The sequence below is a fragment of the Bizionia hallyeonensis genome (assembly GCF_042657385.1).
Taxonomy (GTDB): domain Bacteria; phylum Bacteroidota; class Bacteroidia; order Flavobacteriales; family Flavobacteriaceae; genus Algorimicrobium; species Algorimicrobium hallyeonense.
In genome coordinates this window covers 1,121,500-1,143,152 of sequence record NZ_JBHSLA010000001.1, presented here as the reverse complement: position 1 = coordinate 1,143,152, position 21,653 = coordinate 1,121,500, and the positions used below count along the sequence as shown (strand labels likewise).

General features: G+C 34.7%; 21 protein-coding genes. 5 read left to right on the top strand and 16 right to left on the bottom strand.

Features of this window, described 5'->3' with window-relative positions; genetic code table 11:
- Positions 1-40: 40 nt before the first annotated feature.
- The gene (locus ACFPH8_RS05160; protein WP_376859008.1) at positions 41-1,138 is read left to right on the top strand and encodes a DUF748 domain-containing protein; all 1,098 of its coding nucleotides are present in this window, start codon (positions 41-43) and stop codon (positions 1,136-1,138) included.
- Between the two features lie 75 nt (positions 1,139-1,213).
- Entirely contained in the window at positions 1,214-3,046 is a 1,833-nt protein-coding gene (locus ACFPH8_RS05155; protein ID WP_376859006.1) for a Xaa-Pro dipeptidyl-peptidase, read from the top strand.
- Positions 3,047-3,109: 63 nt separating this feature from the next.
- Here the strand turns inward: ACFPH8_RS05155 and ACFPH8_RS05150 are convergent, their stop codons facing one another.
- The 4 genes from ACFPH8_RS05150 to ACFPH8_RS05135 form a co-directional block, all read right to left on the bottom strand.
- Entirely contained in the window at positions 3,110-4,189 is a 1,080-nt protein-coding gene (locus tag ACFPH8_RS05150; protein WP_376859004.1) for a hypothetical protein, read from the bottom strand.
- 28 nt (positions 4,190-4,217) lie between these two features.
- The gene (locus ACFPH8_RS05145; protein ID WP_376859002.1) at positions 4,218-4,988 is read right to left on the bottom strand and encodes a hypothetical protein; all 771 of its coding nucleotides are present in this window, start codon (positions 4,986-4,988) and stop codon (positions 4,218-4,220) included.
- Positions 4,975-5,556, bottom strand: coding sequence for an RNA polymerase sigma factor (locus tag ACFPH8_RS05140; RefSeq protein ID WP_376859000.1), 582 nt, complete (start codon positions 5,554-5,556; stop codon positions 4,975-4,977). The genes ACFPH8_RS05145 and ACFPH8_RS05140 overlap by 14 nt, the downstream gene beginning before the upstream one ends.
- A 62-nt stretch (positions 5,557-5,618) precedes the next feature.
- Positions 5,619-6,596 carry a polyprenyl synthetase family protein gene (locus ACFPH8_RS05135; RefSeq protein WP_376858998.1) on the bottom strand — a complete coding sequence of 326 codons (978 nt, stop codon included), beginning with the start codon at positions 6,594-6,596 and terminating at the stop codon, positions 5,619-5,621.
- Between the two features lie 326 nt (positions 6,597-6,922).
- Between ACFPH8_RS05135 and ACFPH8_RS05130 the strand changes: the two genes are divergently transcribed.
- Positions 6,923-8,080 carry a T9SS type A sorting domain-containing protein gene (locus ACFPH8_RS05130; RefSeq protein WP_376858996.1) on the top strand — a complete coding sequence of 386 codons (1,158 nt, stop codon included), beginning with the start codon at positions 6,923-6,925 and terminating at the stop codon, positions 8,078-8,080.
- Positions 8,081-8,384: 304 nt separating this feature from the next.
- Positions 8,385-9,206, top strand: a complete 822-nt coding sequence (locus tag ACFPH8_RS05125) for a choice-of-anchor J domain-containing protein (protein WP_376858994.1) — start codon at positions 8,385-8,387, stop codon at positions 9,204-9,206.
- A 56-nt stretch (positions 9,207-9,262) separates the two neighbouring features.
- Here ACFPH8_RS05125 and rlmN read toward each other — a convergent pair whose 3' ends face one another.
- The 10 genes from rlmN to ACFPH8_RS05075 form a co-directional block, all read right to left on the bottom strand.
- On the bottom strand, positions 9,263-10,303 hold the full coding sequence (gene rlmN, locus ACFPH8_RS05120; RefSeq protein ID WP_376858992.1) for a dual-specificity RNA methyltransferase RlmN: 1,041 nt from the start codon (positions 10,301-10,303) through the stop codon (positions 9,263-9,265).
- 69 nt (positions 10,304-10,372) lie between these two features.
- The gene (gene queA / locus ACFPH8_RS05115; protein ID WP_376858990.1) at positions 10,373-11,422 is read right to left on the bottom strand and encodes a tRNA preQ1(34) S-adenosylmethionine ribosyltransferase-isomerase QueA; all 1,050 of its coding nucleotides are present in this window, start codon (positions 11,420-11,422) and stop codon (positions 10,373-10,375) included.
- Positions 11,423-11,523: 101 nt separating this feature from the next.
- The gene (locus ACFPH8_RS05110; protein WP_376858988.1) at positions 11,524-12,753 is read right to left on the bottom strand and encodes a 3-phosphoshikimate 1-carboxyvinyltransferase; all 1,230 of its coding nucleotides are present in this window, start codon (positions 12,751-12,753) and stop codon (positions 11,524-11,526) included.
- Between the two features lie 3 nt (positions 12,754-12,756).
- Positions 12,757-13,083, bottom strand: coding sequence for a nucleotide pyrophosphohydrolase (locus ACFPH8_RS05105; RefSeq protein WP_066248482.1), 327 nt, complete (start codon positions 13,081-13,083; stop codon positions 12,757-12,759).
- On the bottom strand, positions 13,083-13,535 hold the full coding sequence (gene dtd / locus ACFPH8_RS05100) for a D-aminoacyl-tRNA deacylase (RefSeq protein ID WP_376858986.1): 453 nt from the start codon (positions 13,533-13,535) through the stop codon (positions 13,083-13,085). The genes ACFPH8_RS05105 and dtd overlap by 1 nt, the downstream gene beginning before the upstream one ends.
- Positions 13,536-13,585: 50 nt before the next feature.
- Positions 13,586-14,536, bottom strand: a complete 951-nt coding sequence (gene rsgA / locus ACFPH8_RS05095) for a ribosome small subunit-dependent GTPase A (protein ID WP_248397807.1) — start codon at positions 14,534-14,536, stop codon at positions 13,586-13,588.
- 60 nt (positions 14,537-14,596) lie between these two features.
- The gene (locus tag ACFPH8_RS05090; RefSeq protein ID WP_376858983.1) at positions 14,597-15,679 is read right to left on the bottom strand and encodes a chorismate mutase; all 1,083 of its coding nucleotides are present in this window, start codon (positions 15,677-15,679) and stop codon (positions 14,597-14,599) included.
- Positions 15,680-15,769: 90 nt separating this feature from the next.
- Positions 15,770-16,621 (bottom strand): prephenate dehydrogenase, encoded by an 852-nt coding sequence (locus ACFPH8_RS05085; protein WP_376858981.1) that lies wholly within the window; start codon positions 16,619-16,621, stop codon positions 15,770-15,772.
- Between the two features lie 4 nt (positions 16,622-16,625).
- Positions 16,626-17,768 (bottom strand): pyridoxal phosphate-dependent aminotransferase, encoded by a 1,143-nt coding sequence (locus ACFPH8_RS05080; RefSeq protein ID WP_376858979.1) that lies wholly within the window; start codon positions 17,766-17,768, stop codon positions 16,626-16,628.
- On the bottom strand, positions 17,768-18,592 hold the full coding sequence (locus ACFPH8_RS05075) for a prephenate dehydratase (RefSeq protein WP_376858977.1): 825 nt from the start codon (positions 18,590-18,592) through the stop codon (positions 17,768-17,770). The genes ACFPH8_RS05080 and ACFPH8_RS05075 overlap by 1 nt, the downstream gene beginning before the upstream one ends.
- 310 nt (positions 18,593-18,902) lie before the next feature.
- On the opposite strand from ACFPH8_RS05075, the gene gldA reads away from it, so the two are divergent.
- Positions 18,903-19,802: a gliding motility-associated ABC transporter ATP-binding subunit GldA gene (gldA, locus tag ACFPH8_RS05070; protein ID WP_376858975.1), complete on the top strand. Its 900-nt coding sequence runs from the start codon at positions 18,903-18,905 to the stop codon at positions 19,800-19,802.
- A gap of 2 nt (positions 19,803-19,804) precedes the next feature.
- Here gldA and ACFPH8_RS05065 read toward each other — a convergent pair whose 3' ends face one another.
- Together ACFPH8_RS05065 and ACFPH8_RS05060 are read right to left on the bottom strand one after the other, a co-directional pair.
- Positions 19,805-20,554, bottom strand: a complete 750-nt coding sequence (locus ACFPH8_RS05065) for a head GIN domain-containing protein (protein WP_376858973.1) — start codon at positions 20,552-20,554, stop codon at positions 19,805-19,807.
- Positions 20,555-20,557: 3 nt separating this feature from the next.
- Positions 20,558-21,649 (bottom strand): acyloxyacyl hydrolase, encoded by a 1,092-nt coding sequence (locus ACFPH8_RS05060; protein WP_376858971.1) that lies wholly within the window; start codon positions 21,647-21,649, stop codon positions 20,558-20,560.
- Positions 21,650-21,653: the final 4 nt, after the last annotated feature.

The window sequence follows — 21,653 nt, the reverse complement described above, 5'->3', positions numbered from 1 at the left end:
AATAAGGCATTTGGTTATCTTAAATTTTTAAATTCTAAAAATGACTCCAAAAAATAAAAAGCCGGTTTATCGTAGAAAGCGTTATACTATTCCCATTATAATAATTGTCCTTTTAGTCGCTTTTCGCATGTATTTGCCTACGTTGGTTAAAAACCATGTTAATTCCATACTTAAAGATTTACCGGGATATTATGGTCACGTTGAAGATATAGACATTGCACTTATTCGCGGCGCCTATGTTATTGATGGTTTGTATTTGAATAAAGTAAACGCAGAAACCGAAATACCGTTTTTAAAATTTCCTAAAAGCGATATTTCTATCGAATGGAAATCCTTATTCAAAGGTAAAATAGTGACGGAAGTTATCATGTCTAACCCAGAAATTAGTTATGTTTTTGAGGATCAAGAATCGGAAGCAGGCACACCGGAGGCTGATGCTGACGATTGGACTAATGCATTAACTGAAATTATTCCAATCGATATTAACCATTTTGAAATTCACAATGGAAAATTTTCATTTTTGCAAATGCAAGCAGAGCCACAAATTGATTTGAATTTCACAGAAGTTGAATTTACTGCTGATAATTTACGCAATGTGGTTTCTAAAGAAAAAACACTACCATCGCCCATTCATGCTACCGGAAGATCTATTGGTGCTGGCAACATGACATTGGATGGTAAAGTCAACTTAATTAAAGAAGTTCCAGATATGGATATTGCCTTTTCTTTGGAAAATGTAGATATGACTGCTTTAAATGATTTTACCAAACATTATGCAAACATCAATTTTGAACGTGGAAATTTTGGTCTATTTAGCGAAATTGCTATAGCTGACGGGTATTTAAAGGGGTATATGAAACCGCTTTTAGCAGACTCTGTGCTAATTGGTAAAGACGATAATTTTGTTGAAACATTATGGGAAGGATTTATAGGATTCTTTAAATTCGCATTAAAAAATCAGAAAACCGATACCTTAGCAACCAAAATTCCTATTGAAGGAGATTTAAATAACGTAGGGACTAAAGTGTGGCCCACAATTACCAGTATTTTTAAAAATGCCTGGATTGAAGCTTTTAAAGGTGTCGTTGATGATGATATTGAATTTCAAGATGCCTTTCAAGAATCTAATGATGAATAACCTAATTTTGATGTGCCAATTAAAATACTAAATTGGTTACTCTATTTTTTTTAAATAATTAAACGCATTTTTATTATGAAACAACACGTTCAATGGTTTGTATATAGTATACTCTCCTTATTTAGTATTTCCTTGGTGAGTGCACAAGAAAAAGCCATCCCTGTTTTTGAAAATGGCGAAGCGCAAATAGTTGAAGCCTTTAGTAATACAGAGGATTGGATTCGTCATGACTTATGGGTTGAAACTACTTTTGACACGGATGGCGATGGCAAGATGGACCGGATGCACGTAGCAGTTACACGACCTAAACAAACCGACACTGAAGGTTTAAAGCTACCTATTGTATATGAATCTAGTCCATATTATGCTGGTGTTGCTGGCGAAGTTGACGGCTTATTCTGGAATGTAAATCATGAACTTGGTGAGGAAGAAAAGCCAAGAACCAAAGTAGAAGTAAAACGTACAGGTGAACGCCCTATAATTTCCAATTCGCAAATTCGGACGTGGGTTCCACGTGGTTATATTGTGGTGCATTCCTCATCGCCAGGAACGGGATTATCACAGGGTGCACCTACCGTTGGCGGCATCAATGAGTCTTTAGCACCAAAAGCGGTTATTGACTGGTTAAATGGTCGTGCAAAAGGTTATACAACACCGGATGGTAACGAAACTGTAGAGGCCTTTTGGAGTACTGGAAAAGTAGGTATGACTGGAACCAGTTATAATGGAACTATTCCATTGGCAGCCGCTACAACAGGTGTTGAAGGTTTGGAAGCTATAATTCCTGTAGCACCAAACACATCATACTATCATTATTACCGTTCTAATGGTTTGGTACGCTCACCAGGTGGTTATCTTGGTGAAGATATTGATGTGTTATATGATTTTATTCATAGCGGTGACGAATCCAAACGCGCTTATAATAATAGGACTGTTCGCGATACGGAGATGAAAAATGGTATGGATCGCGTAACAGGCGATTATAATGACTTTTGGGCTGGACGTGATTATTTAAACCAAATGGAACCTATGAAAGCTGCTTTATTAATGTCTCATGGTTTTAATGATTGGAACGTGATGCCAGAACACAGCTACCGTATTTATCAAGCAGCTAAAGACATGGGATTACCGGTACAAATTTATTATCACCAGTTTGGTCATGGAGGTCCACCTCCAATGTCCATGATGAATCGTTGGTTTACTCATTATTTACATGGTGTTGATAATGGTGTAGAAAATGATGCGAAAGCATGGATTGTTCGTGAAAATGACTACAGACAAGAGCCTACTGCTTACAAAGACTATCCAAATCCTGATGCCAAACATATAACACTTCATTTAGGAAAAGGTGGCAAGACAGCAGGTCGTTTAACACCAATACCAGCAAAAAAACAAGGACAGGAAACCTTGGTTGATGATGCCACAGTTTCCGGAATAGATTTAGCACAAGCAACAGAATCTAACAATAGGTTATTATATACATTACCAACTTTAACGGAAGACCTACATATTTCTGGTTTAGCCAAAATATCTGTTACACTTGCTAGCAGTAAACCAGCAGCCAACTTATCTGTTTGGTTAGTGTCTTTACCTTGGAATGGAGAAAAAGGCGCAAAAATTACGGACAACATTATAACGCGTGGTTGGGCAGACCCTCAGAACCATAAATCTATTTCCGAGAGTGAACCATTGAAACCCGGCAAGTTTTATACAGTTAATTTCGATTTACAACCAGATGACCAAGTTATTCCTAAAGGGCAACACATTGGGTTAATGATTTTTTCTAGTGATAATCAATACACCATATTGCCAAAACCTGGAACGGAATTAACCATTGATTTAGATAAAACAACGTTACAACTTCCTATTGTTGGCGGTAAAGATGCCTTGGAAAAAGCAATTAAATAATAACAAACAAAAAGGCTTCAATTACATTGAAGCCTTTGTTACTAATTCAAATAACACTTAAATCTAATCCATGTCAAAGCGCAATCCTAGTGAAATATTGTTTTGTTCTATGGCTTGATCTTTAAATATGGTTGACAAATCATATTTAGCGTAAATACCAACATTTCCCCAAGACACATAACTACTTAAACCGTAAACAAAATTATTGGTGTTGTAATCCTTAAATTTATCTTTTTGCTTACTGCCATTTTCATCATACTTTAATTTTTGTAAGGACTGCATGACAATGCCACCGTAACCTCCTATTCCGAATTTGAATTTCTTATAAGTAGAATATCTAAAATAATCATCGCGTTCTATTTTCTTTGAAGGCCCAAATTCAAAATGCATTGGAATGACTAAATTGGTTGTTCTAAATTTTGATTTATTTAAGTTTAGTGGGTGTTCTTCCAATGTAACCACGTCATTTTCTTCCGTGAAATACAAATTATCTTTAATGTCTAATTTGTTCCATTGCACAGATAAACCGTATTTAAAACGAACGGCATTCGTGTTTTCAAAGATACGTGTCTTCCAAGCCCAACCTAATTCCACAAATCCTGAACCTCCTATTTTGTAAGGTGAATCGTTTAAGGATTGCCCTTCAATAATAGCATTATTAAACCCGATGGCAAAAACTAAATCACTCGTGGTTCTCCGGTCATAAACAACAGGCTTCTTTTTTGTTTTTGGTCCAATATAAATACTCTTCACGTCGTACTCATCAGAATCCTTGTTTTTGCCAATTTCCAATGTAAAACCGTCTAAATTAGCACCCGTATCCTGTGTAACATGCGCATTGCGTTCTAATAATGCGATACGATTTTCAATAATTGTTAAACGATTTTCAATATTTAATGCGTGCTTTTCCGCTGCAGCCGATTTTAATTTGGAGGCTTCTTCATAAGAAATTTCCTTATTATCCAAGCGGACATTAATAGCTTCCACAGCCTGTTTTAACTGTTCTTTTTCTTCATTTTGAACTAGCGTTTTCTGGTTCTCGAGCTGTTCAATTTTTTCGCTGTTATTTACTTCTTGTGCGTAATTAACATATACGACACAGGTGAGCATAAAGCCTACTAAATATTTAATACTGTTTTGCATAACTGTTTGATTTGAAATTGATGAATTATTAATTATTACGGTCGGCAACCGCTGTTTTTACAATGGTGAAGTTTGTTTTTATGGTTTCAAAAACTTTATCTCGAAAGGATTTTTCCAAATCCATTTCCACGTCTTCTAATAAATTATTGGGGTTAATAGTATAGTTTGTTTCATCTGAACCTGACACAGACGAAACCTTGGATGTTGCTTGTTTCAACAAGGCTTCTACTTCCAAATTTAAATCGGAATCAATAATCCCATTAGCAGTTTCGTTTTGGACAATCATATTTTCAGTCGCTTGGTTGTTAATTATTTGTTTGGCCTCTTCAGAGGTTTTTTCCACATCAGACGTATTGTTGGAAGTCACTTCACGCCACTCATCTTTATCCACAGCGGCATAACGTTTTGCTGATACTTTTTGTCTTTTTGAAGTTTGATAATTAGCGGAACTCTTCGTAGCTAAATCTTCAACTAGACTACTGTTTTCTTTATCAGAACTAGTAACCATTTTTGGTGTTTCTACTTTGGAATCAATCTCCAGATTATTTTCAGAAGATGTTTCGACTACCACTGGATTTGATGTCTTTTCTATTTCCTGAAAAGGTTGAAAAGTATTCACTACAAACAACAAACCAATAATACTGGCAGCAATACCGATAAACCAGATATATGTATTTGATGATTTTTTATCTTGCTTATCCAATGATTCCGATAACTGATTCCAAGCATTGGACGACGGTTGAATTTGACGTTCCTCCAATGTTTTCTTTATATTATTTTCAAATTTATTTGGTGCCATATTGCGATGAATTAAGTACTTGTAATTGTTGTTGAAGCTGCTTTCGCGCTTTAAATAATTGCGATTTAGAGGTGCCTTCCGTAATGTTAAGCATATCTGCAATTTCTTGATGTTTGTAGCCTTCAATAGCATACATAACAAAAACTATTTTATAACCTTCGGGAAGCTGATCAATTAATTGTTGAATTTGCGCCACATCCATATTACTATGCACATTATTATAACTCTCTTGGTATTGATTTGATTCTATATCATCTACAGGAAATTCAATTTTTTTAGCTTGACGCAAATAAGAAATAGCTTCGCGAACCATAATTTTTCGCAACCACCCTTCAAAACTTCCCGTATCCTGAAATTGTTTTAAATGTGTAAATGCTTTAAGGAAACCGTTAAGCATGACTTCTTCGGCTTTTTGGAAATCTTTTACATAATACCTACAAACACTCAACATTTTAGGCGCATGGGTATCAAACAGCACTTGTTGTGCTTCCCGATTGTTTTTAGCAGCCTTTTTAATTAGGGTCGTATTATTTTTATGTAGTTGAATAACCTTCAAAATCGCTTTCATTAGAGCTTCTATTAATTAAGACGCAAATTTTATACGAAAGGTTGCCTGACGTTAAAAAAAAATTATTTTTTACGTTGAATAACGTAATTCACCATAAGCTCTAAAGAATCACGAAAATCAGATTTGGGATAGGTATTAAGTATTTGTAAAGCTTCCTCTTGAAAAGCTTTCATTTTAACAATGGCATAATCTAAACCACCGTTTTCTTTAACAAATGCAATGACTTCGTTTACTCTTTTTTTATCTTTATTATGATTTTTTATGGAATTGATAATCCAATTTTTATCTTTTTTAGAAACGGTATTCAGCACATAAATTAAGGGCAAGGTCATTTTTTGTTCCTTTATATCAATACCTGTTGGTTTACCAATTTTCTCGGTACCATAATCAAACAAATCGTCTTTAATTTGAAACGCCATACCAATAAGCTCTCCAAATTTACGCATACGTTCTACATGATCTGAATCTGGTTTTACGGATGCGGCACCCAAGCTGCAACAAGCTGCAATTAAAGTTGCTGTTTTTTGACGAATAATTTCATAATAAATAGCTTCGGTAATATCGAGTTTTCGGGCTTTTTCTATTTGAAGCAATTCACCTTCACTCATTTCACGAACAGCAATAGAAATGATTTTCAATAAGTCGAAATCATTATTATCAATAGAGAGTAACAAACCTTTGGACAACAGGTAGTCCCCAACTAAAACGGCAATTTTATTTTTCCAAAGTGCATTAATAGAGAAAAAACCACGTCGTCTATTACTATCATCCACCACATCATCGTGCACTAACGTTGCTGTATGAATCAATTCTATAACGGATGCACCTCGATATGTACGCTCACTAATTTCGCCATTGGAAACCATTTTAGCAACCAAAAACACAAACATAGGTCGCATTTGTTTTCCTTTTCTATTAACAAGATAATGGGTAATCCTATTTAGCAGCGCCACTTTAGAAGACATAGCCAACTGAAACTTTTGTTCAAAAAGTTCCATTTCATAATCTACTGGCTGTTTTATTTGTTCTACTATTTTCAAAAGCAAATATGGCTATTGTGGAATGGCGAAATTACTAAAAAAGCCAGTGAAAAACTAACATTGATTCTGGTAGACACATATTTAAAAAAAATTCATAACAATTGTTTGTTAAGGGTGTTTTGAATATGAAGGTTAGAACCCAAATCTTATATGAAAATAGCATAACTAACACGAAATCAGTGAACTTCTGCTTTTCATTAACAAATTCTACAATAAAAGGACTGCAATAGCTTTTTAGAAATTTTTTTTGTAGCCAAAATCTTATAGGATTTGTGAAAATAAACAATACCTTTGAGGTTAACTTTTTTTAATTAAAATTAACAAACATGAAAAAAATTACTTTATTTTTATTTTTATTGTCTATTTCCTTTTCTTTTGGACAGGTTGTTTTAGACGAAAATTTTGATGCTGGTCTTTCTACACCAACAGGTTGGTCTAACACGGATTTAGCAGCTGGAGGCGTTTGGACTTTTGAAACAGGTGGAGAAGCGCCATTCTTCGGTGCGGCAAATGATGTTTTATACAGTGCGGCTGGATTTTCTGGCATTTATGCCATGTTCAATAGTGATGCTTATGGTAATGATAGTGCACCAGAAAATGCGGCTTTAATAAGTCCTGCTTTTGATTGTTCTGCATTAACCGTTATAAAATTAACTTTTAATCATCTTATTCTTACGGAATATGGCGGAGAAGGTTATGTAGAAGTGTATAATGGTACATCATGGGTACAAGTTGCTGTTTATGATGAGACTACAGTACCTGCGCCTGACTATTTTACTCTTGGCGCTGTAACAATTGATGTTTCTGCTGAATTGGCTGGTGTAACTAATGCACAAGTTAGATTTAGATGGGTAGGCGACTGGTCTTATTATTGGACATTAGACAATGTAATGGTTCAGCAGCCAACAGGTTCTGCTCCGAATCCAGTAACAACTCCAACACCTGCTGACGGCGCAGTTGATGTATTTGTAGACCCTACAAATGGCGACTATCTTGTAGCTTTTGATTGGAGTCCTGCTACAACTGGCGATGCTGCAACTTCTTATGATGTTTATTTAGGTGATGCTGCCAACAATCTTAACTTATTAGGAAACACACCAAATGATATGGTAAATATTACTGGAATGGATTATTCTACAGAATACTTCTGGCAAATAGTTGCTAAAAATCTTGCTGGAGAAGCTGTGGGATCTAGCACTTGGAGCTTTACAACAGAAGAAGACCCATTATTATCTGTTGACACAAACACGCTTGAATTGTTTTCCGTTTATCCAAATCCTGTTAACACTAATGTAACTATTAAGACGACTTTAAACATTAATGCTGTTGAAATAATCAATCAATTAGGTCAGCGTGTGTTACTTGTAAATGAAGCAAATATTGTAAATAATACAATTAATGTATCAACATTAAGCAATGGTATTTACTTTATGAATATTTCTGCTGAAGGCAAAAAGCAAACAATTAAAATAGTTAAAGAATAACGACTATTTTAATTAAACATAAAAGCGCTACTTTAATTATAAAGTAGCGCTTTTTTTATGGCTTTTTATCCGCCAACTTCAAACATTTACTATTAAATCAGATAATAAGCTATACCATGGTTTCCATGTTCTACTAATTGCAAACAGCCATTAGGATTATTGAAATAATGACGTAATTGAAAGAACTGCTTAAACACTAACATGATATAACTACTAATTAGGTGACATGTTAAAATCGTACAAAAATCGCTTAAATAATTTAAATTTTGTATTTTTATTGATTAATCTTGAAAATTATAATATTATGAAAAAAATTACTTTACTATTAACTATTTGTCTTACCATTTCATTTAGTGCCAAAGCACAATTATTCTCGGATGATTTTGAGGATCAAGACATTTCAGATTGGACACTTTTAGACGAAGATGGTGACGGCTTTAATTTCATGGCTTATGATCCTAGTGTTGCGCAAAACGGTATTAATAATTATATGTCGTCTGAATCATGGAACCCAACACCAGGTGCTTTATTCCCAAACAATTATGCCATATCACCTGCTATTGATGTAACTAATAATATTGATATGGTTTTAAACTATTCAGTAGGAGGTGCAGATCCAGATTATTCTGCGGAAGTGTATACCGTTTATGTCTCAACAGGAAATACCATTGCCGACTTTATGAATCCAGCCATAACTGTAAGTTTTAATGAAGATTTAGGTAACGATGCCGGAGCTGCTGGCGCATTCGTTAGTAGAAGTTTAGATTTGTCAGCACTGGATGGCTCATCAACTATATATATTGCCTTCAGACATCATGATGTTTCTGATCAATTTATTATAAACTTTGATGATGTCAGTTTAGTAGGCACTTTATTAAGCACTGATGAATTCGCATTAAACTCCATGTTTATTGGTTGTAAAGACAAAGTAGTAACCCTTTCTAATCTTCAAGGCGAAGCTAACTATCGCATTTTGAATATTGCAGGACAAGAAGTTCTTAACGGAAATACACGTTTAGAATCTCAAAACATTGATGCTGGTAATTTAGCTTCTGGAATTTATATTGTAGAGGTTACAGATGCGAATTCTAACGCACAAAAAAGAAAGAAAGTGGTTATTGAATAATTATAAATAACTACTATTAAATTAAAAAGGCTACTTATAATTAAGTAGCCTTTTTTTTATGAACTCTTATTGGCTAACTGCCCACAAGCGGCATCAATATCTTTACCTCGTGAACGTCTTACGGTAACTGTAATATTATTTTTTTCTAGCATGTTTACATACATATCAATAGCTTCATCATGTGCTTGTTGAAACATACCATCATCAATTGGGTTGTACTCAATTAAATTCACCTTACTAGGTGCAAACTTGCAGAATTCTATTAAAGCATCAACATCCTTTTTTTGATCATTAATTCCTTTCCAAACCACATACTCGTAGGTAATTCTATTTTTTGTCCGTGCATACCAATACTCCAAAGCTTCGCGTAAATCCTTTAAGGGAAACGTAGCATTAAAAGGCATAATAGATGTTCGCACCTCATCGATGGCGGAATGTAAGGAAACGGCTAATTTAAATTTAACCTTTTCATCTGCCATTTTTTTTATCATTTTAGGTACACCTGACGTGGATACCACAATGCGTTTTGGCGACATACCTAAACCTTCAGGTGATGTTATTTTATCAATGGCTTTCAGCACATTGTTGTAATTCATAAGCGGCTCACCCATTCCCATAAACACAATGTTGCTTAAAGGTCTGTCATGATAAAGTCTACTTTCATTGTCAATAGCAACCACCTGATCATAAATTTCATCTGGATTTAAATTACGCATACGCTTTAATCGTGATGTGGCACAAAACTTACAGTCCAAACTACAACCAACTTGACTAGATACACACGCTGTTGTACGCGTTTTAGTAGGTATTAAAACCGATTCCACAACTAACCCATCATGTAGCTTAACCGCATTTTTAATCGTGCCATCACTACTCCTTTGCATATCGTCCACCTTAATATGGTTAATGACAAAGTTATTTTCTAGCATAGCGCGTGTTTCCTTGGACAAGTTTGTCATATCCGCAAAACTATGTGCCGATTTACTCCAAAGCCATTCATAAACCTGATTGCCACGAAATGCTTGATTGCCTTCTTTTTCAAAAAAGTCTCGTAATTGGTCTTTGGTTAAAGCACGGATATCTTTTTTATCACTCATATAAGATCTATAAAACGTAAAAAAATAAAATGAAAAAGCCTTGTAAAAACAAGGCTTTAATCATGTTTATTATATAATTAGCATGGCATCACCATAACTATAAAATTTGTACTTTTCTTTAACAGCCTCATCATACGCTTTCTTAATAAAGTCATGACCAGCAAAAGCGGAAGCCATCATTAAAAGTGTTGATTTTGGTGTATGGAAATTAGTAATCATGCAATTGGCTATACTAAAATCGTAAGGTGGGAAAATAAATTTATTGGACCAGCCATCAAACTCATTCAAGGTTCCACTGGACGAAACAGCACTTTCTACAGATCGCATTGCTGTTGTACCAACGGCACAAATGCGTTTTTTATCTTTAATTGCTTTATTAATTATATCTGTTGTTGGTTTCTTAATAATGATTTCTTCACTATCCATTTTATGCTTGGATAAATCTTCAACCTCAACAGGATTAAATGTTCCTAAACCAACATGCAAGGTTACATCCGCAAACTTAACGCCTTTAATTTCTAGGCGCTTTAATAGATGTCTCGAGAAATGTAAACCAGCTGTTGGAGCTGCAACGGCACCTTCATTTTTTGCAAAAATAGTTTGGTAACGCTCTTCATCTTCTGGTTCCACTTCACGCTTGATGTATTTAGGCAGTGGCGTTTCTCCAAGTTCGGTTAATTTTACGCGGAAATCTCTGTAAGAACCATCATATAAAAAACGAAGGGTTCTACCTCTAGATGTGGTATTGTCAATAACTTCAGCGACTAAAGATTCGCCTTCACCGAAATACAATTTATTACCAATACGGATTTTTCTAGCTGGATCTACCAACACATCCCAAAGACGCTGTTCTTCATTTAACTCACGTAATAAAAATACTTCAATACGCGCACCTGTTTTCTCTTTATTCCCGTATAATCTTGCTGGAAAAACTTTGGTGTCGTTTAAAATCATGACATCATCTTCATCAAAATAATCGATGACATCTTTAAACATTTTGTGTTCAATTGTTTGATCTTTTCTGTTTAATACCATTAAACGTGACTCATCCCTGTTTTCAGAGGGATATTCCGCTAATAACTCTTCAGGTAACTCGAAGTTAAAATGCGATAGTTTCATTTTTTTGATAGACCTATATGTTTTAGAAGTTAATAATTTTACTTACAAAAGTTGCAAATATACAACCTGAAAGTAGGCGTTGTCAAGTATTTAGCCATTTATTATTCAGATAGCCTAATTCCAGTGGCTTTCAAGTCGTTCCAAAATGACGGATATGATTTTGAAACCACGCCAGCATCATGAATAACCAGGTCCGTTTTTAAAGCTAATGGCGCAAAAGCCATAGCCATTCTATGATCGTTGTAGGTATCTATGGCAATATCTTTTTTTATGGTGGACGTTGCTTTTAATTGCAAACTATCTTCCGTAATAATTACAGTAGCGCCTAATTTTTCTAATTCTGTTTTTAAAGCCACTAACCGATCCGTTTCTTTAATTTTGAGCGTATGTAAACCAGTTAAATGACACGCTATTCCTAAACCGAAGCAGGAAACAGCAATGGTTTGAGCAATGTCTGGCGCGTTAACTAAATCTAATTTTATGTTTACAGAAGAATTTATTTTAGCTACTTTTTTTAGTGTGATGCTTTTCTCCTGAAATGATGTTGAGACTCCAAATTGTTTGTAAATTTTAGCTAAAACAGAATCGCCTTGTAAACTATTCATGTTATACGATGTTAACGAAATTTCAGTTTCCATATGGCTTAAAGCTATTAAACTGTAAAAATAGGAAGCTGAAGACCAATCGCTTTCAACGGTTAATTCGCTGTTTTTTATTTTTTTTAATGGTTTAATTTCAATAATATTATTTTCAAAAAAGGTTTCCACACCAATCTGATTGAGTAACTGAAGGGTCATTTTTATATATGGAATGGACGTGATTTCGCCATCTAACGTTACATATAATCCATTTTCCAATTTAGATCCAATAAGTAATAAAGCCGAAATATATTGACTACTTACAGCTGCTTTAACAGTCACTTGATTGTTAGTTAGTTTCCGACCTTCTATTTGCAAAGGTGGAAATCCAAGGTTTTCAAGAAAAGAAACATCTGCTCCTAATTGATTTAAAGCATCAACCAGAATTTGAATGGGACGTTCTTTCATGCGCTTGGAACCTGATATGGTCACCGTTCGGTTTTCTTGAACCGCAAAATAAGCCGTTAAAAATCGCATGGCGGTTCCAGCATGATGCACATCTATAGTATTTGAATCTGAAGACAACGCTTTTGCCATAAAAACCGTATCGTCTGAATTGGATAGATTATGAATTTGAATTTCAGGATACAAGGCTTGCAGCAATAACAATCTGTTGGATTCACTTTTAGAACCCGTAATATTGATTGGAGATTGCTGGTTTTTGATTACTGACTTTTGGAGTTTGAGATTCATAATCTACTTCAACTTCGGGTTATTCTGATGACGCTCATGGTCGCGTTTGGTTTTGATATCCAATTTTTTATCAAAAGCAGCTTGCAAGTCAATACCCGTTTGGTTTGCTAAACATAAAACCACAAAAACAACATCGGCTAACTCTTCGCCTAGATCCTTATTTTTATCGCTTTCTTTTTCGCTTTGTTCGCCATAACGACGGGCAATAATTCGAGCAACTTCCCCAACTTCTTCAGTTAGTTGTGCCATATTGGTCAACTCGTTAAAATACCGAACACCATGTTCTTTTATCCATTCATCAACGGCTAATTGTGCATTTTCAATATTCATTAGTCTTTGTTTTTAGTATCTATAATAATCGTAACAGGGCCATCATTAATTAATGCCACTTGCATATCGGCACCAAACTCACCCGTTTGAATCTGTTTTCCTAAAACCGTCTCCATTTGCTTAATTAAATCCTGATACAACGGAATAGCCACATCTGGCTTTGCCGCTTTTATATAACTGGGTCTGTTACCTTTTTTTGTATTGGCATGTAACGTAAATTGACTGACTACAATAATATCACCTTGATTATCTAATATGGAATTGTTCATGACGCCTTCTGTATCTGGAAAAATACGCATATTCACAATTTTATTGGAAAGCCACGTAATATCTTCGGCTGCATCGTCATTTACAATGCCTAATAACACCACTAAACCAGTATTTATAGACGCTACTTTATCATCATTAATTGTAACACTTGCTTGAGAAACCCTTTGAATAACTGCTTTCATGTAAATAAGAAATTAATTTTTGGGGAATAATAGTGATTGGTTTTTAAATATTATTTCATCCATTCTTCCGTTCGGAAATGATCTTCATCACCTTCTAGGATTTGTAGATAACTTCGGTAACGCGATGCGGCAATGTCATTAGCTTCCAAGGCATCTTTAACAGCACAATGTGGTTCTTCTACATGAATACAATTATTAAACTTGCAGTCTTGTTTTAAGGCGAAAAACTCTGGAAAATAATCACTAACTTCTTCCTTATCCATATCTACCACACCAAAACCTTTAATGCCTGGCGTATCAATAATTTTGGCATCAAAACTTAAGTCGAACATTTCAGCAAAAGTTGTTGTGTGTTGCCCTTGCGAATGTTGCGCTGAAATAGCTTTTGTTTTCAAATCCAATTCCGGCTCAATGGCATTGACTAAAGTAGATTTTCCAACTCCTGAATGTCCAGCAAACATGCTAACCTTCCCGGTCATTAAACCTTTAACCTTTTCAATATTTTTTCCAGTTGTTGCCGAAATACCAATACAATCATAGCCAATTTTCCGATATACATGTGCTAGATATTTCACCTCATTCAACGTGTCTTCGTCATAGGTATCTACTTTATTAAAAAGCAGAATCGTTTTGATGGAATACGCTTCAGCCGTCACCAAAAACCGGTCGATAAAGCTTGTAAATGTTGGTGGATTATCAATGGTTATTAATAAAAAAACCTGATCAATATTGGCAGCAATTATATGGGTTTGTTTGGATAGGTTAACCGATTTTCGAACAATATAATTTTTCCGATCATGAATTAGGGTTATCACACCAACAGGCTCTTCGTTATTGTCATAATCCAGATCAAAATCCACACGATCACCAACAGCTACCGGATTGGTACTCTTGATTCCTTTCATTCGAAACTTACCCTTAATACGACATGGGTAAACGGCACCTAAATCCGTTTTTACGGTGTACCAACTTCCTGTAGATTTATAAACGATTCCTGTCATTATTACAAAGATGCGATATTAATTTTTAGTGAAAAATTAATCGGTAAAAAAACACATGATTTACTTATTGATAATTTTTTCCTGATGGTTTATCGATTCTTGGTGTACGGCTTTAAAAACTCGTAAAATAAACTCTTCGCTTAAATTCTTTTCTTCGCCTTGGAGAATCATTTTACCTAAAATTTCATTCCAACGTTTAGTTTGTAAAACAGCAACGTTATGTGCTTTTTTAAGCGCTCCAATATCATCAGCTACTTTCATACGCTTGCCGAACATATCAATTAATTGATGGTCAATTACATCAATTTGCGTTCGCATGGTATTGATTTTATTTTTGAATTCGGTGGCTTCACCTGTTTCTTTTCTAATCTTTAAATCGTCCATAAACTGAACCAGCGTTGCTGGTGTAATTTGCTGGGCAGCATCACTCCACGCATTGTCTGGATCAAAATGGGTTTCTACCATTAAACCATCATAATTTAAATCGAGGGCCGTTTGGCATAAATCGAAAATAATATCACGACGCCCAGCAATATGCGATGGATCTAAAATTAGCGGTAAATCTGGAAACCGATTTTGCAAATCGATTGGTAATTGCCATTCTGGATTGTTTCTGTAACGTGTTTTTTCATAGGTTGAAAACCCGCGATGTATAACACCCAAATTTTTAATATCAGCCGTATAAAAACGCTCCACAGCGCCAAGCCATAAAGCCAAATCTGGATTCACAGGATTTTTTACTAAAACAGGTTTATCCGTTCCTTTTAGAGCATCTGCAATTTCTTGAACAATAAACGGACTAACGGTTGTGCGTGCACCAATCCATAGTACATCAACATCATGTTTTAACGCTAATTCCACGTGATTGGCATTAGCTACTTCCGTTGCAATTAACATCCCCGTTTCTTCTTTAGCTTTTTGCAACCATTTTAAACCTAAAGCACCAACACCTTCAAAATTCCCAGGTCTTGTGCGTGGCTTCCAAATTCCTGCTCTTAAAACTGTAGCATCTGTATCTTTTAATTGGTGGGCTATTTTTAAAACTTGTTCTTCTGTTTCTGCACTGCAAGGCCCAGCTATTACTAACGGATGATCTAATCCGAAGTTATGTAACCAGGTTCCTAATTCTTTTTTATTTTCCATAATCTTCTTTTTTTATTTCGAAAAAACAAACTCCAATTGCTATTAAAGTAAATCCGTTTTGGATTTTAATTTTTGGAATTTGATTTTAGCTTATTGTATTCCGTTTAATATATCTTTAATGTAATTTGTATCCGACATTTCTTTGTGAATTTCCTCAAAACGATCCGTTTCTAAATAGGTTTTAAACGTGGTTAAGTTTTGAATATATTCGTTTAAAGTTTCTATAACATTGGTTTTATTTTGCTTAAAAATGGGTGTCCACATGTCTGGCGAACTTTTTGCCAATCGCACTGTAGATGCAAACCCACTTCCTGCCATATCAAAAATATCGCGTTCATTTTTTTCTTTTTCAATAACCGTTTTCCCTAACATAAACGCACTAATATGGGATAAATGCGATACATAAGCAATATGTTTATCATGTGCCTCCGGATTCATATACCGAATGCGCATACCCATAATTTTGAAAATACTTAATGCACGCTCTTGCAATTGAAACGCTGTTTTTTCTACTTCGCAAATAATATTTGTTTTTCCTTGAAATAAACCAGCTAATGCTGCTTTTGGGCCTGAAAATTCCGTTCCTGCAATAGGATGGGTTGCTAAAAAGTTTCGCCGTTTTGGATGATTTTCAACAGCCTTACAAATAGCCACTTTAGTAGAGCCTGCTTCCATAACCAAAGCATTATCAAGCACTAAATCCAATACTTTTGGTAAAACCGTTACGGCGGCATCTACAGGAATGGTTAAAATAACGGCATCTGCATGTTTTACATCTTCAAACTCTGCTTTCTCATCAATTATTTTTAATGCTAAAGCGTCATTTAAATGGTCTTCATTTGTATCGATTCCAAAAATGGTAATTTCAGGATTCAAATGCTTGATATCTTTGGCTATACTTCCGCCAATTAACCCAACACCAATAATATATATGTTTTTCATAGTATTAAATTCTAGCTAACGCTTCTTCAATTATTTCGGTACTTGCACATAATGAAAAACGCACATAACCTTCACCATTACTTCCAAAAACGGTTCCTGGTGCTATAAAAATGTTTTTCTCTTTTAATAATAAATCTACAAACTCTTCCGATTTCACAAAAGGTGGTAATTTGGCCCAAACAAACATGCCACTCGTGTTTTTATTATAGGTACAATTTAGTGCATCAGCCAATTTCCAAATAAGTTGCCGTCGTTCTTCATAAACCTGATTCAGACTTACATGCCATAATTTAGAGCAATTTAAAGCTTGAATAGCTGCTTTCTGAATGCCAAATAACATACCAGAATCCATATTGCTTTTCACCTTTAAAATAGCGTTTATATATTCTGCTCTTCCAAGCACCATTCCTACGCGCCAACCAGACATATTAAAGGTTTTGCTCAACGAGTTTAACTCCAAACACACGTCTTTAGCGCCTGCAATTTGAAGTATACTTTTTGGTTCCTTGTTTAAAACAAAACTGTATGGATTATCATTAATTATTAAAATATTATGCCGTTTGGCAAATGCAATAAGTCGCGTAAAAAAAGCATTACTTGCATTCGTTCCTGTTGGCATGTGGGGATAATTAACCCACATAATTTTTACTTTAGATAAATCCTGTTCTTCCAACGCCTCAATATCTATAAGCCAATTTGAAGATTCCGTTAAATCGTAAAAAACAGGTTCCGCGCCTACTAATTTAGTGACCGATGTATAGGTTGGATAACCTGGATTAGGAATCAACACTTGATCTCCCGGGTTTAAAAATGCCATAGAAATATGCATGATACCTTCTTTACTTCCCATTAATGGAAGGACTTCTGTGGAAGGACTTAAATACACATCATACTGATCTCTGTAAAAAGACACAATGGCTTCACGAAATTCTGGCAACCCTTGATAGCTTTGATATTGATTAGCTTTAGGATGTTTAAAACTATCCGTTAAAGTATCTATCACTTTTTGTGGTGGATTTAAATCCGGACTTCCGATACCTAAATTAATTATAGGCTTTCCGTTTGCCATGAGTAATGCCACTTCTCGTAGTTTTTTCGAAAAGTAGTATTCTTCTACAGTTTGTAAGCGATTGGCTAATTCAATCATTATTTTGCGTGTTTGTATTGTCCTAAGATTTTGAAGTCTTGGGCCATAATTTCTAGTATTGAGCTTGCTTTTTGAAAATTGCTATAGGCATCAAAAGTGACATCCACAAAAAAAGCATACTTCCAAGGAGTTTCAATTTTTGGAAGCGATTGTATTTTGGTTAAATTTAATTGGCAATCGCTCATCACATTTAAAATAGTTGCTAAACTGCCACGTTTGTGTTCTAATTCGAATTTTAAAGACGCTTTATTGGTTTCTTCATTCGAAAAGTCTGCATTATCACGTTTTACAATCACAAAACGAGTTTCGTTATGCTGAATGGTTTGAATGCTTTTAGCTAAAACTTCTAACTTGAATAAATCGGCTGCTAATTGACTTGCAATAGCTGCAACACCTTTTAATTGCTGCGTTTGAATGCGTTGAGCCACTTCAGCTGTATCTTTATCTTCAATTAACTTTATATGTGGATGTGTTTTAAAAAATGCTTTACACTGCAACAAAGCCATAGGATGCGAATACACCTCTTTAATATCCTGAATTTCTTGTTTTGGCAAAGCCATTAAATGGTGTTGAATATCCAAATACTGCTCGCCTACAATATGTAAATCATGCGTATCAATTAATGCATAATTGGGAATAATAGATCCGGCAATAGAGTTTTCAAGCGCCATAACAACGGCATCTGTTTTCTTGTTTAATAAGGAGTTTACAGCTTCATCAAATGATAAACACTCCAATAATAGGACTGAATCTCCAAAATATTGCTGTGCAACAATATGATGAAATGACCCTTGTATTCCTTGTATGGCTACTGCCTTTGTCATGTTGTTTTCTTTATTACATTTCAAAACCAAACTAGTATAAACAAAAAAAGTCCCGATTAACATCGAGACTTTAAATAGTTTAATTTTATGATTAAAAATTACACATACAGCGTCTCGTTCCTTTTGTTAAAAAAGAAATAATACCAATTGTAATATGTGTTATTCGTACTTGTGTTCATAATTCGAAAGGCTAAAGTAGTTAATAAAATGAAAAAACAAAATCTTTTTTATTTATTTTAAGAATATAAGGTTTTCGTTGTACGTTCCATTTCATATTTATATGTTATTTTTGAAAAAACGAATTTACTTTATGTCTATTGAAGTTGAAAACATCAGCAAATTATACGGCTCTCAAAAAGCGTTAAATCAAGTTTCTTTTAAAGTTAATAAATCGGAAATTGTGGGTTTTTTAGGACCTAATGGTGCTGGAAAATCAACCATGATGAAAATTTTAACCACCTTTATTGAGGCCTCGGAAGGCAACGCCAAAGTAAATGGTTTTGATGTTAATTCTGAAAAACAAAACGTTCAGCAAAGTGTTGGGTATTTACCTGAGCACAATCCGTTGTATTTGGACCAATATGTGAAGGAATATTTGGCATTTAATGCATCAGTCTACGGTGTGGATAAAAAGCGTATTCAATACGTAGTTGAATTAACAGGATTAACGCCTGAAGCCCATAAAAAAATTGGTCAACTTTCCAAAGGATATAGGCAACGTGTGGGTTTAGCAAATGCCTTATTACACAATCCGGATGTGTTGATTTTAGATGAACCTACAACGGGTCTGGATCCAAACCAATTGGTGGATATTCGGAATTTAATTAAATCCTTAGGTAAGGAAAAAACGGTGTTCTTGTCTACACATATTATGCAAGAAGTGGAAGCCATGTGCGACCGCGTTATTATTATCAATAAAGGTGAAATTGTAGCAAATAAAACATTAAAAGAACTGCGCGACGATAAAGAACAGATAGTAATCGTGGAATTTGATTATCGTGTAGAAACCGTTTTTCTAGAGAAATTACCGCATGTAAAAGACGTTGTGAATGTGCATGATTTTATTTATGAAATTACTTTTGCAACCGCTGAAGATATGCGTTCTCATGTGTTTGATTTTGCTCATGATAACGAATTGAAAATTCTGCAATTAAATCAGAAAAATGCGAGTTTGGAAAGTTTGTTTCGGGAGTTAACAGCCAATAAATAATACTACTCCAAAATAAGACGACCCTGATAATGCTGTGTAACTTCAAGCGTTGGCGGCGTATTTACGGAAATAAGATTTCCTGTTCCATACAAATCACCTTTAAGTTCTTGTATAGGATTCACAATAATATCGTTACTACCACGATGATATACACGCATTTTTTGAGCCATTAAATCGCGACCTTCAAAACGGCCTATTCCAGAATAGAATCCAATAATAACATCTTCAGCGGTTCCAGATATATAAAAGGAGGATAAGTTATTGGACGTCACTATTAAATCTGTGGTGTTTAGCGTCATTCTGAAATTACCTATAGTAAACGCATCGGGTTCTTTAAAATTTTCAGAAATAAGTTTTAATTCAGGATAATTCAATACCCCATTTGATGATACATCAAACTGTGAGGAATTTCTAATTTCCTTAATATTTGGAGCCGACACATAAATTTTAGTTGTACCATAATCCCGAACCATATTACAGGTGTTATTGTCGGTTAATTGTAGTTGATTACCAACAACAATTGCTTCCACATCGTTTAATAAATTTTCACCCGTTTCAATAATTACGGAAAAATCTGGAGCTTCGTTTAAAATAAGTTCCACATCACGATTAACTAAAATGCGTTCAAAATCTGAAACAAACACTGTTTGCTGGATCGTTGTTCCTGTGTTTTGAAAACAATCGTTTGCATCTTCACTACTGCATGAAGAAAGTACAAATAATACAACGAGATATGTGAGTTTTTTAATCATAAATTACAATCGGATTCCGCCACCAAATTCAACAGCTTCGGCTTTAGCACCATGAGATTTTAAGGTTAATGCGCCAAACCATTTTTTGCCAAAATAGCGTTTCAATCCAATACGAATATAGGTTTGTCCTTCAAAATCATACGGATAATACACATAATAGCCCAATTGGGTTTCAATGGACATTTTATTAATAAATAATTCGTGACCTACAAATAATCCAACCCGCTTCCAATCTTCATCACCTGTAACATTCTCTTCAGGAAATGAAACGGATTTATAATAAATTAATTCCTCTAGAAATTTGGAAAAAAACACATCTGCACCAAACTGAATGGCACTTTTATGTCCTAAACGTTTATCAGCATAAGCCGAAACAATGTAAAATGGAAATTGACCACTTCCTACTACATCACTTTCATTAATTCCACTCCTAAAAGCAATGTTATACTTAATGCGTTCCGTAAATTTTTCTTTGGTAATGGTGTATTGGTATTCAGAATCTTCTTCATCTAAATTATAAGTAACACCTAGATTAAATGTAATGGAGTTAACACTGGTATTGGGCGCTTTCACGTTTGCGTTGGAATAGTGAATTAAACTAAATCCAGCTTGAAGACCAAACTTATCAAAAATCCGTTCGCGCTTGTAATTCAACATCAAATAGGTGCTACTTAAAAGGGATGTTCCAAAGGCATTGTTTCTAGGGTTCTCCACTTTATCATACGGATTGGTTGTATAGCCTAAACCTTGCCCAATGCGCAACATTAAATTCCGTTTTAAAAAGTAGAAATTATAATGGGCATAAAGCGAATAGTTAGTTCCTAAAACATCATTCTTTAAATCTTGGTAAGCAAATGACACACCATAATCTGGATAGCCATAGCGCTGTTCCCAATCTTCATTTCCAAAAGTTTTTTTATTCCAACTTAATATAAAACCTTCCGGATGTCCTTTAATAAGGTGTAAAATATCATTATTATGAAGGGCTATATTTCCTTTAAAATAATTTAAGTCGAAATAGGAATTCGTCGGTTTATCTTGTGCAAAAAGCGCAGCAAAACCAATACTACATAAAAAAGTAAACAGGTGCTTCATTCTA